At 57.1% G+C, this 15,677-nt stretch carries 13 protein-coding genes and 1 pseudogene; 3 read left to right on the plus strand and 11 right to left on the minus strand.

Annotated features, from left to right (window positions below; all coding sequences use genetic code 11):
* Positions 1 to 327 (plus strand): annotated as a pseudogene (gene chiQ / locus C6A40_RS01750) (ChiQ/YbfN family lipoprotein).
* Positions 328 to 418: 91 nt separating this feature from the next.
* On the opposite strand, the gene fur reads toward chiQ, so the two are convergent.
* The 4 genes from fur to ybfF all read right to left on the minus strand — a co-directional run bounded on the left by fur (position 419) and on the right by ybfF (position 3,032).
* On the minus strand, positions 419 to 865 hold the full coding sequence (gene fur, locus C6A40_RS01755) for a ferric iron uptake transcriptional regulator (protein WP_008501066.1): 447 nt from the start codon (positions 863 to 865) through the stop codon (positions 419 to 421).
* 291 nt (positions 866 to 1,156) lie between these two features.
* Entirely contained in the window at positions 1,157 to 1,687 is a 531-nt protein-coding gene (gene fldA / locus C6A40_RS01765) for a flavodoxin FldA (RefSeq protein ID WP_008501067.1), read from the minus strand.
* Positions 1,688 to 1,842: 155 nt separating this feature from the next.
* Positions 1,843 to 2,130 (minus strand): LexA regulated protein, encoded by a 288-nt coding sequence (gene ybfE, locus C6A40_RS01770; protein WP_008501068.1) that lies wholly within the window; start codon positions 2,128 to 2,130, stop codon positions 1,843 to 1,845.
* A gap of 128 nt (positions 2,131 to 2,258) precedes the next feature.
* The gene (gene ybfF, locus C6A40_RS01775; protein ID WP_045335483.1) at positions 2,259 to 3,032 is read right to left on the minus strand and encodes an esterase; all 774 of its coding nucleotides are present in this window, start codon (positions 3,030 to 3,032) and stop codon (positions 2,259 to 2,261) included.
* Between the two features lie 183 nt (positions 3,033 to 3,215).
* On the opposite strand from ybfF, the gene seqA reads away from it, so the two are divergent.
* Complete coding sequence (seqA, locus tag C6A40_RS01780; protein ID WP_008501070.1) at positions 3,216 to 3,764, plus strand: replication initiation negative regulator SeqA; 549 nt, start codon at positions 3,216 to 3,218, stop codon at positions 3,762 to 3,764.
* Between the two features lie 24 nt (positions 3,765 to 3,788).
* Positions 3,789 to 5,429: a phosphoglucomutase (alpha-D-glucose-1,6-bisphosphate-dependent) gene (gene pgm / locus C6A40_RS01785; RefSeq protein ID WP_023343591.1), complete on the plus strand. Its 1,641-nt coding sequence runs from the start codon at positions 3,789 to 3,791 to the stop codon at positions 5,427 to 5,429.
* Positions 5,430 to 5,519: 90 nt separating this feature from the next.
* On the opposite strand, the gene potE is transcribed toward pgm, so the two are convergent.
* The 7 genes from potE to kdpB all read right to left on the minus strand — a co-directional run bounded on the left by potE (position 5,520) and on the right by kdpB (position 15,664).
* Complete coding sequence (gene potE / locus C6A40_RS01790) at positions 5,520 to 6,833, minus strand: putrescine-ornithine antiporter (RefSeq protein ID WP_008501072.1); 1,314 nt, start codon at positions 6,831 to 6,833, stop codon at positions 5,520 to 5,522.
* The gene (gene speF, locus C6A40_RS01795; protein WP_045335484.1) at positions 6,830 to 9,028 is read right to left on the minus strand and encodes an ornithine decarboxylase SpeF; all 2,199 of its coding nucleotides are present in this window, start codon (positions 9,026 to 9,028) and stop codon (positions 6,830 to 6,832) included. Before speF ends, potE begins: the two co-directional genes overlap by 4 nt.
* 254 nt (positions 9,029 to 9,282) lie before the next feature.
* On the minus strand, positions 9,283 to 9,387 hold the full coding sequence (gene speFL / locus C6A40_RS01800) for a leader peptide SpeFL (RefSeq protein ID WP_003858645.1): 105 nt from the start codon (positions 9,385 to 9,387) through the stop codon (positions 9,283 to 9,285).
* Positions 9,388 to 9,665: 278 nt separating this feature from the next.
* The gene (gene kdpE / locus C6A40_RS01805) at positions 9,666 to 10,343 is read right to left on the minus strand and encodes a two-component system response regulator KdpE (protein ID WP_045335485.1); all 678 of its coding nucleotides are present in this window, start codon (positions 10,341 to 10,343) and stop codon (positions 9,666 to 9,668) included.
* Complete coding sequence (gene kdpD / locus C6A40_RS01810; RefSeq protein ID WP_008501075.1) at positions 10,340 to 13,027, minus strand: two-component system sensor histidine kinase KdpD; 2,688 nt, start codon at positions 13,025 to 13,027, stop codon at positions 10,340 to 10,342. Before kdpD ends, kdpE begins: the two co-directional genes overlap by 4 nt.
* A complete protein-coding gene (kdpC, locus tag C6A40_RS01815; RefSeq protein ID WP_114191227.1) occupies positions 13,028 to 13,603 on the minus strand; it encodes a potassium-transporting ATPase subunit KdpC in 576 nt (191 codons plus the stop codon). It lies immediately after the preceding gene.
* A gap of 12 nt (positions 13,604 to 13,615) precedes the next feature.
* Positions 13,616 to 15,664: a potassium-transporting ATPase subunit KdpB gene (gene kdpB, locus C6A40_RS01820; RefSeq protein ID WP_023326916.1), complete on the minus strand. Its 2,049-nt coding sequence runs from the start codon at positions 15,662 to 15,664 to the stop codon at positions 13,616 to 13,618.
* Between the last annotated feature and the right edge of the window lie 13 nt (positions 15,665 to 15,677).

A 15,677-nucleotide genomic window follows, 5' to 3' on the forward strand; every position in this document is an offset into this window, starting at 1 on the left:
ATGAAAAAAATCGTAATCGTCGCGCTGTTGGCATCGGGGCTGGTGGCGTGTGCCCAGACTCAGGCACCGAAATAGGACTCCCGTCTCAAGGAGGCCTACAGCGCCTGTATTAATACAGCGGAAGGATCGCCGGAGAAAATTGAAGCCTGCCAGAGCGTGCTGAATGTGCTGAAGAAAGAGAAAGCGCACGAGCAGTTCGCGACGCAGGAGAATGTCCGCGTGATGGATTACCAGGCCTGTATCCAGGCACGTAAAACCGGTAACGATCAGGAAGTGGCGAAGCGTTGCGATAAGATCTGGAACGAGATACGCAATAACAATAAATAAGTTGCTTTACGCCCGGTGGCACAGTGCCACCGGGCTTTTTTCTGGCAAAAAAAAGCCAACCTTACGGCTGGCTCAGAGTATGAACACTCACTTATTTTGCGTCATGCGCATGTTCATTTTCGCGGCAATCGCCTTCAGCGCAGTGACCATAAAGGTACAGGCTGTGGTTGGTCAGACGGATGCCGTGACGCGCGGCGATTTCACGCTGGCGCGCTTCGATAGAGTCATCGCTAAATTCAATGACCTTGCCACAGTCGAGGCAGATCAGGTGATCGTGGTGCTGCTGCTGGGTCAGTTCGAAGACAGATTTACCACCTTCGAAATTATGACGGGTGACAATGCCCGCGTCATCAAACTGGTTCAGCACGCGATAGACGGTAGCCAGCCCAATCTCTTCACCCATGTCGATAAGACGTTTATAAAGGTCTTCCGCACTGACATGGTGATTGTCTGGACCCTGAAGCACTTCGAGGATTTTTAACCGAGGAAGCGTAACTTTCAGGCCAGCCTTCTTTAATGCGGTATTGTTGTCAGTCATGCGGAATCTGTCCTGTTGCTAAACGATTCACTTCTGTAGGAAGTGACAGAAAATGCACCCGGGATAATGCGTCTCATTATAGAACTGCCATGGCTAAATGAAAACTGCAAGTCTCAGGCAAAATATGCTTATAAAAATGGGGTATCACCAACAAACTTGCTCGGTGGAAAACCACATTTTATCAGGGAGACATTGTACAGGTCTGGGCGAAAAAGTTAAAAGATTGTAGCAATTAATTTAATCGGTTTGACCTGGTGCGCGGGCGCAACCGCCGTTGCGCCGCGATAAAAATCAGGCGTTGAGAATATCGTCCAGGTGCAGTTCTTCACGGATCTGCTTAACCCATTTCTCGACGCGCTCTGCAGTCAGTTCTGGCTGACGGTCTTCGTCGATGGCCAGACCCACGAAGTGATCGTCATCGGCCAGACCTTTGGACGCTTCGAAGTGGTAACCGGCGGTTGGCCAGTGGCCGACGATCACAGCGCCATTCGGCTCAATGATGTCGCGGATGGTACCCAGCGCGTCACAGAAGTACTCGGCGTAGTCTTCCTGGTCGCCACAGCCAAACAGGGCAACCAGCTTACCGTTGAAGTCCACTTCTTCCAGCGTCGGGAAGAAATCATCCCAGTCGCACTGGGCTTCGCCGTAGTACCAGGTCGGAATACCCAGCAGCAGAATGTCATAGCCTTCGAGATCTTCTTTGCTGCTCTTGGCGATGTCATGCACATCAGCAACGTCTTTACCGAGCTGTTTTTGAATGTTTTTCGCGATATTTTCGGTATTGCCGGTATCACTGCCAAAGAAAATGCCGATGATTGCCATGAGTAAAATAACCTCTTGAAACTTAATAGTATGGTGGCGCAATTCGGCCACGGATAAGGGCAATAATAGCAGAACTGGCAACCCTGCGGAAACAGCTATCGCGCAGGACTGCACTCTGTGCTACATGAAAAGGGTAATTAAGGGAATTTTCAGACTTATGCCTGGCTGCGCAGCATCTCAAGCTGGGCGATCAACATCTCTTCAATGAGCTCGCTGCGGCTAATATTTCGCGCGTCGGCCAGCTCGTTAAGCGCATCGACAGCGTCGGCGTTGAGCTTCAGTTCGACACGCTTAAGCCCACGATTTTTATCGCGTTTAAGCTGATTGCGTTTATTGATACGCAGCTGTTCATCGCGCGAAAGCGGATTCGTCTTCGGTCGTCCCGGGCGACGCTCATTCGCGAACAGATCTAGTGTCGTACGGTCCGTTTGTTCTTTGGCCATGATTCTGAGACTTCGGGGGAAACACGCCGCCCTGCTAATGCCCGGGCGATAAGCGCGCCATCATACATCACCAAAAACGGCGCGCCAACGACTGGAAGCCCGCAGCCTTCCAGTCGCTCTCTTTTTAATCAATTTGCAGTATCAGCAAGATAGCGGCGAATGGCGCGCTGCACGGCGTCAGGTTTTTCCGCATGCACCCAGTGCCCGGCTCCGGCAATGACGTGGGCGCGAGCCTGCGGGAATTGCGCCAGTATGGCGTCGCGGTACGCGTCGGTAACGTAAGGGGAGTTGCCGCCGCGAATAAAGAGGGTAGGGTGCGGCCAGGCGGGCACGGTTTCCCAGCCCACAATATTGTTGTACTGGTCCCAGAGTACCGGCACGTTAAAACGCCACTGGCCGTCAACAAATGACTTCAGCAGGAACTGGACGACGCCTTCTTCATCAAGATGCTCACGCATGACGGCAGCCGCCTGCTGACGCGTCGCGACACCCGCTTCGGTGACCGCATTGATGGCGGCAAAAATTTCGTCGTGACGGCGGACGTCGTAATCCACGGGCGCAACATCAATCACCACCAGGCCGTTAATACGCTCCGGGGCCAGCGCCGTCAGGGCCATCACCGCTTTACCGCCCATTGAATGCCCGATGAGGGTCACCTTTTGCAAGTTGTTGGCATCCAGCGTATCCCGCAGATCCTGCGCCATCGCGGCGTAGGTCATCTCGTCGGAACGGCCGGAAAGACCGTGATTGCGCATATCGACCTGAAGAATATCGTGGTCGGTAACCAGATCGCGCGCCAGAACGCCCAGGTTATCCAGGCTGCCAAAAAGCCCGTGAACCAGTACGATGGGAGAATTATTGTTCGGCGATTGTGCAGTTTGCGCTCGGGTATTCAATTTCATGGCAAAGTTCTTTTTTTACGTATGTCAGGTTAGGGTATCATGTTGACCATTCTGCCGCCCGGCTGCAAGGTTCCAGTTTAATCTGACTTTTGCCGCCAACCTGGTTTGACGCTATCCGCTGTTGGGATTTGACCTTATAATCCCAATGACTTGTATTCAGATAAGATATCGCACTGGATTAAGATGAAAACAATCGAAGTTGATGACGAACTCTATCAGTATATTGCCAGCCAGACGCGGCATATCGGGGAGAGCGCGTCCGACATTTTACGGCGCATGCTTAAAATTTCCGCCGCTTCACAGCCTGCTACCCCAGTCACCAAAGATGTCGTGTCTCAGCCAAGCGTTGTTGCACAAGCAAAACCTGCCGTGACACCGGCAAAAGATAAAGTGCGCGCGATGCGCGAGCTGCTGCTCTCCGATGAATATGCGGAGCAAAAAAAGGCGGTTAACCGCTTTATGCTGGTGCTGTCTACACTTTATTCACTGGATAACAAAGCGTTTGCTGAAGCGACCGAGTCGCTGCACGGTCGTACTCGCGTCTACTTCGCGGGCGACGAGCAGACGCTGCTGCAAAATGGCAATCAAACCAAACCCAAACATGTTCCTGGCACCCCGTACTGGGTGATCACCAATACCAATACGGGCCGCAAGTGCAGCATGATTGAACATATCATGCAGTCCATGCAGTTCCCGGCGGAATTGATTGAGAAGGTTTGCGGTACAATTTAACCCTTGCATCAGAAGGACCCGGTAATGGCAAATCACAGCCGTGCAGGCCAACCTGCACAACAAAGCGATTTGATTAACGTCGCTCAGCTGACCGCGCAGTATTACGTGCTGAAGCCGGTCGTGGGCAACGCAGAACACGCAGTGAAGTTTGGTACATCTGGTCACCGCGGCAGCGCGGCTCGCCACAGCTTTAACGAACCGCACATTCTGGCCATTGCTCAGGCCATTGCGGAAGAGCGCGCTAAAAATGGCGTTACCGGTCCTTGCTACGTGGGGAAAGATACCCATGCGCTGTCTGAACCGGCCTTTATCTCCGTGCTGGAAGTTCTGACTGCGAACGGCGTCGATGTGATTGTTCAGGAGAACAACGGCTTCACCCCAACGCCTGCGGTCTCTAACGCCATCCTGGTGCACAACAAAAAAGGTGGCGCGCTGGCTGACGGTATCGTGATCACGCCATCCCACAACCCGCCGGAAGACGGCGGCATCAAATACAACCCGCCTAACGGTGGCCCGGCAGACACCAACGTCACCAAAGTGGTGGAAGATCGTGCGAACGCCCTGCTGGCTGACGGTCTGAAAGGCGTGAAGCGCATCTCTCTGGATGCGGCCATGGCGTCCGGCCACGTAAAAGAGCAGGATCTGGTTCAGCCGTTCGTGGAAGGGCTGGCGGAGATCGTCGATATGGCGGCCATCCAGAAAGCCGGCCTGAAGCTGGGCGTGGATCCGCTGGGCGGCTCCGGTATTGAATACTGGAAACGTATTGCCGAGCACTACAAGCTGGATCTGACCATCGTGAACGATCACGTCGATCAGACCTTCCGTTTTATGCACCTGGACAAAGACGGCGCGATCCGCATGGACTGCTCCTCCGAGTGCGCGATGGCGGGCCTGCTGGCGCTGCGTGATAAATTCGATCTGGCGTTTGCGAACGACCCGGATTACGACCGTCACGGTATCGTCACTCCTGCCGGGCTGATGAACCCGAACCACTATCTGGCCGTTGCGATCAACTACCTGTTCCAGCACCGTCCGCAGTGGGGCAAAGAGGTGGCTGTCGGTAAAACGCTGGTGTCCTCCGCGATGATCGACCGCGTGGTCGAGGCGCTGGGCCGCAAGCTGGTGGAAGTACCTGTGGGCTTCAAATGGTTTGTTGACGGTCTGCACGACGGCAGCTTTGGCTTCGGTGGTGAAGAGAGCGCGGGGGCCTCTTTCCTGCGCTTCGACGGCACGCCGTGGTCAACCGATAAAGACGGCATCATCATGTGCCTGCTGGCGGCGGAAATCACCGCGGTCACCGGTAAAAACCCGCAGGAACATTACAACGACCTGGCAGCACGCTTTGGTGCGCCAAGCTATAACCGTATTCAGGCCAGCGCAACGTCTGCCCAGAAAGCGGCCCTGTCCAAACTCTCTCCGGAGATGGTCAGTGCAAGCACCCTGGCGGGCGATCCGATCACCGCGCGTCTGACGGCGGCACCGGGTAACGGTGCGTCTATTGGTGGTCTGAAAGTAATGACCGAAAACGGCTGGTTCGCTGCGCGTCCATCCGGTACGGAAGATGCGTATAAAATCTATTGCGAAAGCTTCCTCGGCGCTGAGCATCGTCAGCAGATTGAGAAAGAAGCGGTAGAGATTGTCAGCGAAGTGCTGAAAAACGCGTAAGTGCGGTTTGTGTGCCGGGCGGCACTGCGTTTGCCCGGCCTATAACAACGATCGTAGGCCCGGTAAGCGCTAGCGCCACCGGGCTTTTTTTCAACTGTGCTTATTCTTCAATTCAAACCGTGGTGACACCAGACCGTACAGCGTCCAGCCCATAAAGGTCACCATCGCACCATACAGCATCGCTTCCTGGCCGGAGGAATAGAGCGCATAGAAGCTGTAGATTGCGCCAATCAGCGCCACGATATTGGCCGCACGCGCCTTGCGCGGATCCACCTTCGCAACCTTCTGAATAATCACCAGCGCCGCCATCGACAGAATATACGGAATGATGTTCGTCACCACCGCCAGGTTGACCAGCACGTTGAACTGGCTGTTCAGCGACGGGCTAATCGTCATCAGCGACAATCCGCTCTGGAAGATAACAATCGCCAGCATGCCCTGCACCGGCGCATCGGCTTTGGTGACGCGGGAGAAGATTTTTGGGAAGTAACCTTCATCAGCCGAAGATTTAAATACCTGTGCGATGGTGAACTGCCAGCCAAGCAGTGAACCGCAGCATGACATGACCATCAGACCCATAATCACTTTCCCGACTTCCGGCGTGAACATCTGCGCGAAGGCCAGCCCGAACGGCGCCGTGGAGTTGGCCAGATCCATGTTCGGAACGATGCCCGCGATGACGTTTGTCGAGACGATATAGATCACCGCTGCGCCCAGCGTACCGCCGAGGACCGCAATCGGCACGTTCTTTTCAGGGTTATCAACCACTTCTGCGTTCGCGCAGGCGGATTCCAGGCCCAGGAAGGCCCAGAGCGTCATGGCGATAGAAGAGCCGACTGCGCTGAAGAACGGTACATGGTGCGGGTTCCAGGAGTTGGCGTACAGGGTCGGGCTGAACCAGAACCAGCCGATGATGCACAGGCCGACAACCGGAATAATCACGCCCCAGACGGTGATGCTGGAGAGCTGTCCGGTGATACGCGCCCCGCCAAAGTTAGCCACGGTGCAGATCCACAGCACGCCGATGGTGGCCAGGCCAATCTGTACCGGGCTAAGCGTCGCGCCAAACAGCTCCGTACCGTAGCCCACGGCGGAGATGGCAATCGCCACGTTGGCGATCAGCAGTGACACCCCGTAGGTATAGTTGGCCATAAAGTTGCCCGACTTGCCAAAGGCATACTCGGCGTAGCCCCCCATGCCGCCTGACTTGCGGCTGAACATCCCGCACTTGGCAAACGCCCACGCCAGCGCCATCGAGCCGACGGCGGTCACCAGCCAGGAGATAATTGAAATGGTTCCTACTTCGGCAAGCTTGGTGGGCAGCATAATGATCCCTGAACCCATCATGTTCACCATGGTGAGGATGGTCAGCTGCACCACGCCCATCTTATTGGACTTACTCATAATTTCTCTCCTTTCAGCAGCGCGGGCTGAGCGGCGGGTTGTTTGATGACGTTACAGCGAACCTGTTTGCGGCCCTCGCACTCTTCGACGTACACACCCTGCAGCTCCGGCGCGAAGCCCGGCAGCAGGTTGATGCCTTCTTCCAGCGCGGCGAAGTAGCGCAGTACGGAGCCACCCCAGACCTCCCCTGGAACCACGCACAATACCCCCGGTGGATAAGGGAGGGCGCCTTCGGCGGCGATGCGGCCTTCCGCGTCGCGCAGGGAGACCAGCTCCACTTCTCCGCGCAGATAGGCGTAGTTCGCGTCCTGCGGGTTCATCATCACGCGCGGGAAGTGAGACTTGCGGAACATCTCTTTCTGCAGCTGTTTGACATTGTGACGGGCGTACAGGTCATGCATCTCCTGGCAGATCTGGCGCAGGGTGTAATCCGCGTAACGTTCCGGATGTTGTCTGCAGATGGAAGGCAGCACCTCTTTTAATGGAGCATCGCTCTCGAGCAGTTTTTCGAAACGCACCAGCTGCGCCACCAGCTGCTGCAGCTTGCCCATATCTTCCGCAGGCGTGAGCAGGAACAGGATCGAGTTGAGATCGCATTTCTCCGGCACGATGCCGTTTTCACGCAGGAAGTTGGCGAGGATGGTGGCAGGCACGCCGAAGCCGTCATACTCCCCGGTGCGGGCGTTAATGCCCGGCGTGGTCAGCAGGAGCTTGCACGGGTCGATAAAATACTGATGCTCGGCGTAGCCTTCAAAAGCGTGCCAGTTTTCACCCGGTACGAAGTGGAAGAAGCGCAGATCGGTCGCAATCTCCGCCGTGTCCCAGCTTTCCCACGGACGGCCATCCACCGTCTCCGGCACGAACGGTCGCAGATACTGGCAGTTCTCCAGGATTAGTTTTCGCGCCTCAATCCCGTTCACCACGCAGTCCATCCACATGTTGCGGCCGCTCTGGCCTTCATGCATACGGGCGTTGATGTCCAGCGCGGCAAACAGCGGATAGAACGGGCTGGTGGAGGCGTGCATCATAAAGGCATTATTCAGCCGCTTATGCGGGACATAGCGCTGCTGGCCTTTGATATGGCTGTCTTTCTTGTGGATTTGCGAGGTCTGCGAGAAGCCGGCCTGCTGTTTATGCACGGACTGGGTAACCAAAATCCCCGGGTCGTTTTCGTTCAGCTCCAGCAGCAGCGGCGAGCAGTCGGCCATCATTGGAATAAACTGCTCGTAACCCACCCAGGCCGAGTCAAACAGGATGTAATCACACAAATGCCCAATCTTATCCACCACCTGGCGGGCGTTGTAGATGGTGCCATCGTAGGTGCCCAGCTGGATCACCGCCAGACGGAACGGACGCGCATCGCGTGAACGGCCGGGTGCGACTTCTGCCACAAGCTCGCGAAGATAGCTTTCTTCAAAACAGTGGGCGTCAATGCCGCCGATAAAGCCGTACGGGTTGCGCGCGGTTTCCAGATAGACCGGCGTTGCGCCTGCCTGGAGGAGGGCACCGTGATGGTTGGATTTGTGGTTATTACGGTCGAACAGCACCAGGTCGCCCGGGGTGAGCAGGGCGTTCAGCACCACTTTGTTGGATGACGAGGTACCGTTGAGCACGAAATAGGTCTTATCGGCATTAAAGACCTTCGCCGCATGCTGCTGTGCGATGCACGGCGCGCCTTCGTGGATCAGCAGATCGCCCATTGCCACGTCGGCGTTGCACAGATCGGCGCGGAAAAGCGTCTCGCCAAAGAAATCAACGAACTGATTACCGGCAGGATGGCGGCGGAAGAACTGGCCGCCCTGATGCCCCGGGCAGTCAAACGCGCTGTTGCCCTGTTTTACATAGTCGACAAGGGCGCGGAAAAACGGCGGACGCAGCTGGGTTTCATACTTCAGGGCAGCCGCCTCCAGCTGGCGTCCATAAAAGTCGTTGCTGGTGTCTGAATACTCAAATACGCCATGAATGCGCGATAAATAATCTGCCGGAATGAATTCTTCTTTATGCGTCGCGACAAAAACAGGAATGCCAAATCCGGTGGCTTCTATTTCTTCCAGTATGCCGTCGGTAATATCACTGACCGCCAGCACAATAGCGGCAACGTCGATATAATCCGAGGCCCGGACATCCACCAGTTCACGCTGGGTGGTAAAGCAATCAGGACAGGCGCGGCTGGCTGCGATTTTTAAACTTTTCATCTTTCTCTCTTTATTTTAGGTAATAAGCGTCCCTCGATTTCTTGCAAAAAAGAAATCGATAATTTTCCGGAAAAAAAGCAAAGGGTGGCCGCTGATTAAAATCAGTACATTGCTTTTTTGATGATTGAAATTCAGTCCGCCCGGTGCGGATGGGTCTGAATCAAAATGAATGAGCGCACGCGTTCACAGGCAATGGCCTGTAAAATAAGAGGTTTCAGGGTAACCTGTAAGCGAATGCGCCAGAAGTCGAAGGACTACCGGGCATTAAAGAGATGAAAGTCAAAGCAGTTTCGGTGGGCAAACATCATGATATGTGTTGTCCGCCTTATATGGGGCATTAAACGATTGTTGTTTTCCATGATTTATTTTCCTTTCAGTAATTGAAAGCACGGTCATTTTATCCAGGAAAACGCGATTAACTGTGAAGGAGATCACCGTTAACCGATCATTTTAGAAATAAATAGTCGTTTTTGATGAATATCGCAGATCAAAATTCTGATTTGTTGGTATCGGGTTAACAGAATGTATTGCAAATGTTTTAAATGGGCATAGATAACCCAAAAAATATCGATTGGATTATTTATGAAATATTTTCTGAGAGGTTTTTATTTTATTTAAAAATAAACTGAATAGTTATTCAGAGCATAAACCGATAACCGATACCGGTTTCAGTTAATAAATGGCGAGGGCGAGCGGGGTCGACTTCGAGTTTCTGACGAAGGTGCCCCATATATATGCGTAAATAGTGACTATGTTCCACGGCGTTGGGCCCCCACACCTGACTTAACAGCTGGCGCTGGGTGAGAACCTTGCCGTGATTGTTGAGCAGCACGGCGAGCAGGCGAAATTCGATGGGCGTGAGGTGAATTTCCTCTTCGCCGCGCACAATGCGCCGCGCGGCCAGGTCAACCCGGATATCCCCAAATGTGTAGGTTGGATCGGCAGGCGTGGTGGCGCTGTGGCGACGCAGCGCCACGCGCAGGCGAGCCTGTAGCTCGCCGATGCCAAACGGTTTAATCAGGTAGTCATCCGCCCCGGCATCCAGCGCGGCGATTTTATCCGTCTCTTCAGTACGGGCGGAGAGCACCAGAATCGGCATCTGGCTCCACTGACGGACTTCACGAATAAAATCGATGCCGTCACCGTCCGGGAGACCCAGATCGAGGATCACCAGGTCCGGCTTGCGGGTGGCCGCTTCAATTAACCCCCGCTGAAGCGTACCTGCATCATGGACGCGCAGACCGCCTCCTTCCAGCGCAGCGCGCAGAAAACGGCTAATGGCGATCTCATCTTCAACAATCAGAACGTTGATCACAAATCCTCTGGTAATTCATTAAGTTCTGGCGGGGTTTCCAGAGGAAGTGTAACACAAAAACGCGCACCGCCTTCCGGACGATTCTCCGCGGAAATGGAGCCGCCATGCACGTCAATGATCGCCTGGCAAATGGCCAGCCCCAGCCCCACGCCCGGAATGGCCGACTCCTTATTGCCGCGCGCGAATTTCTCGAAAATAGCCAACTCCTGCCCGGCAGGAATGCCCGGGCCGGTATCCCAGACGTTAAGGCGAAGCGCGCCGTCGTCCACCGTCGCATCCACCCCAATCTGCGCGCTGGCGCCCGCATATTTGGCGGCATTTTCCAACAGGTTGATCAGCACCCGTTCAAACAGCGGACCATCAACGTGAATTAAGGTCAGGGGTTCGGGCATGTTCAGCGCAATATGTCGCCCGCCCAGGCCGGGCTCGAGCATTTTCAGCGCGCTGCCCACCACCTCTTCCAGCGTGAGCCACTCTTTTTTGAGGTTAAATCCGCCTGACTGGATACGCGCCATGTCGAGCAGGTTATTCACCAGGCGCGTGGTATTCAGCACGTGCTGGCGGATCTCGCTGGCCTGAAGGGCATGTTTAGAGCCTTCCGCCGCCAGGTCCAGCGTCAGAATTTCTGACTGACCAAACAGGACGGTGAGCGGGGTACGCAGATCGTGAGAGAGCGCCGCCAGCAGCGAGTTACGAATGCTTTCACGCTCGCTCGCCAGACGGGCCTGTTCCTCGCTGGCGGTGAGGGCCAGTCGTTCCAGCGCGCTGGCCACCAGTAGGGTAAAGGTCTCCAGCAGTCGCTGCTGTTCGGGGATCATCAGCTGGCGCAGGTTGGAAGGCTCCACGATGACCAGCCCCTGATTTTTATCGGCGCTGCGCAGGGGCAGAATTTGGTAGGGCACGCCGGGGAGGGTGTCGGTCCCTGCGCCCGCCGGTAAGCCTTTGTCAAAGCTCCAGCGCGCGATGGCTTCGTCCCAGGGCGTCATGCCTGTGGCGGAGGTCAGCGGGCGCAGCTTGCCGTGTTCGTCCGGGAGTAAAATCAGGTTGCTGGCATGAAACGTCGAGCGGATAAACTGCTCGCTGGTCTGCACGATATCCAGCGGCGTGCGGCCCACCGCCAGCGATTTCGACATCTCATAGAGATGGCGCGTGCGCTGTTCGCGATAGCGGGCGATGCGCGCCTGATAGCGCACGCCCGCCGTCAGATTGCCGATCACCAGCCCGACGGTGAGCATGACGGCAAAGGTGAGGATGTACTGTACGTCCGAGACGGCCAGCGTCCCGCGGGGGGCAATAAAGAACAGATCGAAGCTGATGACGTTGATCACCGTCGCCAGGACCGACGGCCAGCGCCCGTAGAAGAGCGCCACCACCACCACGCCCAAAAGGTAGATCATCACCAGGTTGGCGGCATCAAACGCAATCAGCCACTGGCTGGCAATCACGGTAATCAGGGCGCAGAGCACGACGGCGACGAGACAGCCGCGAAGCTGAATGCGCCATTTATCGCTGAAGGTACGGCTGTCCGGCGCGCGATTGGGTAAGGGGGTAGGTTTGTCGTCCAGCGCCACGATCACCAGATCCAGATCCGGCGCGCGACGGGCCAGCTTGTCGGCAAAGGATTCGCGGCTAAACCAGCGGCGATGCTGGCGACGGCCGATGACGATTTTCCCCAGGTTATGCTCGCGCGCGTAGCGCAGAATCGCTTTATCTTCCTGCGGATCGGAAAGGGTGGCGGTTTCCGCGCCCAGCTCCTGCGCCAGGCGCAGCGAACTCAGGATCGCACGACGCTGGTTTTCGGGCAGCGCGTGCAGCTGCGGCGTTTCAACATACACCGCATGCCAGACGCTGCCAAATTTGGCCGCCAGGCGCGCAGCGGTGCGGACCAGTTTTTCATTGCCGCTGCCGTGGCCCACGCACAGCAGAATAGCATCCCGCGTGTGCCAGACGCGCTCCTGTCCCTGCAGGTCGCGCCAGGCGCGCATCTGATCGTCAACGCGATCGGCAGTACGCCGCAGGGCCAGCTCGCGCAGGGCAATCAGGTTACCTTTGCGGAAGAAATGTTCGATGGCGCGCTCGGCCTGGCCGGCAATATAAACCTTGCCTTCGTGCAGGCGCTGGCGCAAATCGTCAGGAGGCAGGTCAACCAGCACCACCTCATCGGCAGAATCAAAGAACGGGTCGGGCACCGTCTCGCGCACCTGAATGCCGGTCACGCCGCTGACCACGTCGTTCAGGCTTTCAAGATGCTGAACGTTAACCGTTGTGAACACATCAATGCCGGCCTCGAGCAGCTCTTCAACATCCTGCCAGCGTTTGGGGTGGCGCGAGCCTGGCGCATTGCTGTGCGCCAGCTCGTCCATCAGGATAAGCGCGGGGCGGCGGGCGAGGGCGGCATCGAGATCGAATTCAGTGACTAACCGACCGCGGTGGCTGATGCGGCGGGGCGGCTGGGTAGCCAGCCCCTTCAGCAGTGATGCCGTCTCTTTACGTCCATGGGTTTCAACCACGCCGATCAGAATATCGAGCCCCTGCGCCCGAAGCCGCTGGGCTTCCGTCAGCATGGCGAAGGTTTTCCCGACGCCCGCGCAGGCGCCGAAGAAAATTTTCAGTTTGCCGCGATGGGCCTCAGCTGTTTGTTCGAGCAGCCTGTCCGGATCCGGGCGCATGGGCTCGTCGGTCATTTAGTTTTTCCTTAGCGCGTCCAGCGCCAGATTCAGCTCAACAATATCTACCACGGGCATGCCGATGAAGCTGACCAGCGGCTTTTGCGTGTGCTCTGCCACAAGCCTGCTCACCTGTTCGTCGGTCAGCTGACGGGCAGCGGCGACGCGCGGGATCTGCCATGCCACCGCTGCCGGCGTCAGGCTGTAGTCCAGCCCGCTGGCCGAGGCGGTTACCAGCTCCACGGGAACGTCACGGCTGGCCTGCGGATTCGCGGCGCGCAGGGCTGCTACGCGCTCCGCGACGGCTTTGTCCAGCTCGGGGTTGCTGCCCGCCAGGTTGCTGCCGCCGGATGCCATCGGATTATACGGGCTTTCGGCAGTGGCGGAAGGGCGTCCCTGGAAGTAGCGGGCATCCGTAAAGTTCTGACCAATCAGGCGAGAGCCGCGGTTTTCACCGTTTTGCAGTATCAGCGAGCCGTTGGCCTGATCCTTAAACCACCACTGGCCCAGCGCGGTGGTCACCAGCGGGTACAGCCCGCCGGTAATGAGAGACAACAGTATGAACAGAAGTATAGCGGGGCGTAACATGGTCATTTAATTCACCTTTTAAACCAGCCCGAACAGGGTCAACAGCAGGTCGATAGCCTTGATACCGATGAAAGGCACCACCAGCCCGCCCAGGCCGTAAATCCACAGGTTGCGGCGCAGCATGGCGGCCGCCGTGAGCGGCTTATAGCTCACGCCCTTCAGCGCCAGCGGGATCAGGAAGACAATAATCAGGGCGTTAAAAATCACTGCGCTCAGAATGGCCGAGGCCGGAGAGTGCAGGTGCATCACGTTCAGGGCGTTTAATTGCGGATAGGTCGCAGCAAACGCGGCCGGAATGATGGCGAAATACTTCGCCACGTCGTTGGCGATACTGAACGTGGTCAGCGAACCGCGCGTCATCAGCATCTGCTTGCCGATGTGCACCACTTCAATCAGCTTGGTCGGGTTAGAGTCGAGGTCGACCATGTTGCCCGCCTCTTTTGCGGCCTGGGTACCGGAGTTCATCGCCACCGCCACGTCGGCCTGCGCGAGGGCAGGAGCATCGTTGGTCCCGTCGCCGGTCATCGCCACCAGACGGCCTTCCGCCTGATACTGACGAATCAGTGCCAGCTTGGCTTCCGGTGTGGCTTCGGAAAGGAAATCATCCACGCCCGCTTCGGCAGCAATCGCCGCGGCGGTAAGACGGTTATCCCCGGTGATCATCACCGTTTTGATCCCCATTTTACGCAGCTGGGCAAAGCGCTCTTTGATGCCGCCTTTGACGATGTCCTTCAGGGCAATGACCCCGAGCACGCGCGCGCCTTCGGCCACCACCAGCGGCGTCGCCCCCTGACGGGCCACGCTTTCGACCAGGCTGTCCACTTCCGGCGGGAAGTGGCCGTTGTTGGCCTCGATGTGGCGGCGGATGGCGTCAACCGAGCCTTTACGGATCATGCGATCCTGAATGTTAATGCCGCTCATGCGGGTTTGCGCCGTGAAGGGCACGAACGTGGCGTGCAGGCTCTGAACGTCGCGCTGGCGCAGGTTAAAGCGCTGCTTGGCGAGGATCACAATACTGCGGCCTTCCGGGGTTTCATCGGCAAGCGAGGAGAGCTGGGCGGCATCCGCCAGCGTTTTTTCATCCACGCCCGGGGCGGGTAAGAAATCCGACGCCTGGCGGTTACCGAGGGTAATGGTGCCGGTTTTATCCAGCAGCAAGACGTCCACGTCACCGGCGGCTTCTACCGCACGCCCGCTGGTGGCGATGACGTTGGCACCGAGCATACGGCTCATGCCGGCCACGCCGATGGCCGACAGCAGGCCGCCGATGGTGGTGGGGATCAGACAAACCAGCAGCGCCACCAGCACCGTGACGGTGACCGCGGTACCGCCATAGGCAGAGAACGGCCACAGCGTCGCGGTTGCCAGCAGGAAGACAATGGTCAGGGCCACCAGCAGGATGGTCAGGGCAATCTCGTTTGGCGTTTTACGACGCTGTGCGCCTTCCACCATGGCGATCATCCGGTCGAGGAAGGTTTCACCCGGGTTAACGCTACACTGGATCACCAGCCAGTCGGAGAGAATGCGCGTCCCGCCCGTCACGGAGGCGAAATCGCCGCCGGACTCACGGATCACCGGCGCGGATTCGCCGGTGATGGCGCTCTCATCCACCGATGCGCCCCCTTCAATGACTTCGCCGTCGCAAGGGATGATGTCACCGGCTTCCACCAGCACCACATCGCCTTTACGCAGTTCATCTGCCGGAACGTGGTCCATCTGGGCACCGTACTTCGGCTCACGTAGCTTGCGCGCGAAGGCGGTCTTTTTCACCCCTTTCAGGCTGTTGGCCTGGGCTTTACTCCGGCCTTCCGCCAGCGCTTCCGCAAAGTTGGCGAACAGCACGGTAAACCACAGCCACAGGCTGATGGCGCCGGTAAACATCGCATTTCCCGGCATATGGCCCGTTCCCATGGCAATCGCCAGGGCGGTGGTCAGGACGCTTCCCGCCCAGACGATAAACATCACCGGGTTGTGCCACTGCACGCGCGGGCTCAGCTTTTTCACCGCATCCATGAGCGCCTGGCGAACTAATGACGGTTCGAACAGGGCCAGTTGTTTACGACTCATGACAATTTCTCCG

Origin of the sequence: Enterobacter sp. GER_MD16_1505_Eko_090 (assembly GCF_003331015.1) — a bacterium.
Lineage (GTDB): Bacteria > Pseudomonadota > Gammaproteobacteria > Enterobacterales > Enterobacteriaceae > Enterobacter > Enterobacter roggenkampii.

Coding starts and splice junctions, on each gene's coding strand:
- kdpD (WP_008501075.1), bottom strand. CDS start 13,027: ATGACCGACGAGCCCATGCGCCCGGATCCGGACAGGCTGCTCGAACAA.
- seqA (WP_008501070.1), top strand. CDS start 3,216: ATGAAAACAATCGAAGTTGATGACGAACTCTATCAGTATATTGCCAGC.
- fur (WP_008501066.1), bottom strand. CDS start 865: ATGACTGACAACAATACCGCATTAAAGAAGGCTGGCCTGAAAGTTACG.
- pgm (WP_023343591.1), top strand. CDS start 3,789: ATGGCAAATCACAGCCGTGCAGGCCAACCTGCACAACAAAGCGATTTG.
- fldA (WP_008501067.1), bottom strand. CDS start 1,687: ATGGCAATCATCGGCATTTTCTTTGGCAGTGATACCGGCAATACCGAA.
- potE (WP_008501072.1), bottom strand. CDS start 6,833: ATGAGTAAGTCCAATAAGATGGGCGTGGTGCAGCTGACCATCCTCACC.
- speFL (WP_003858645.1), bottom strand. CDS start 9,387: ATGGAAAACAACAATCGTTTAATGCCCCATATAAGGCGGACAACACAT.
- ybfE (WP_008501068.1), bottom strand. CDS start 2,130: ATGGCCAAAGAACAAACGGACCGTACGACACTAGATCTGTTCGCGAAT.
- kdpB (WP_023326916.1), bottom strand. CDS start 15,664: ATGAGTCGTAAACAACTGGCCCTGTTCGAACCGTCATTAGTTCGCCAG.
- kdpC (WP_114191227.1), bottom strand. CDS start 13,603: ATGACCATGTTACGCCCCGCTATACTTCTGTTCATACTGTTGTCTCTC.
- ybfF (WP_045335483.1), bottom strand. CDS start 3,032: ATGAAATTGAATACCCGAGCGCAAACTGCACAATCGCCGAACAATAAT.
- speF (WP_045335484.1), bottom strand. CDS start 9,028: ATGAAAAGTTTAAAAATCGCAGCCAGCCGCGCCTGTCCTGATTGCTTT.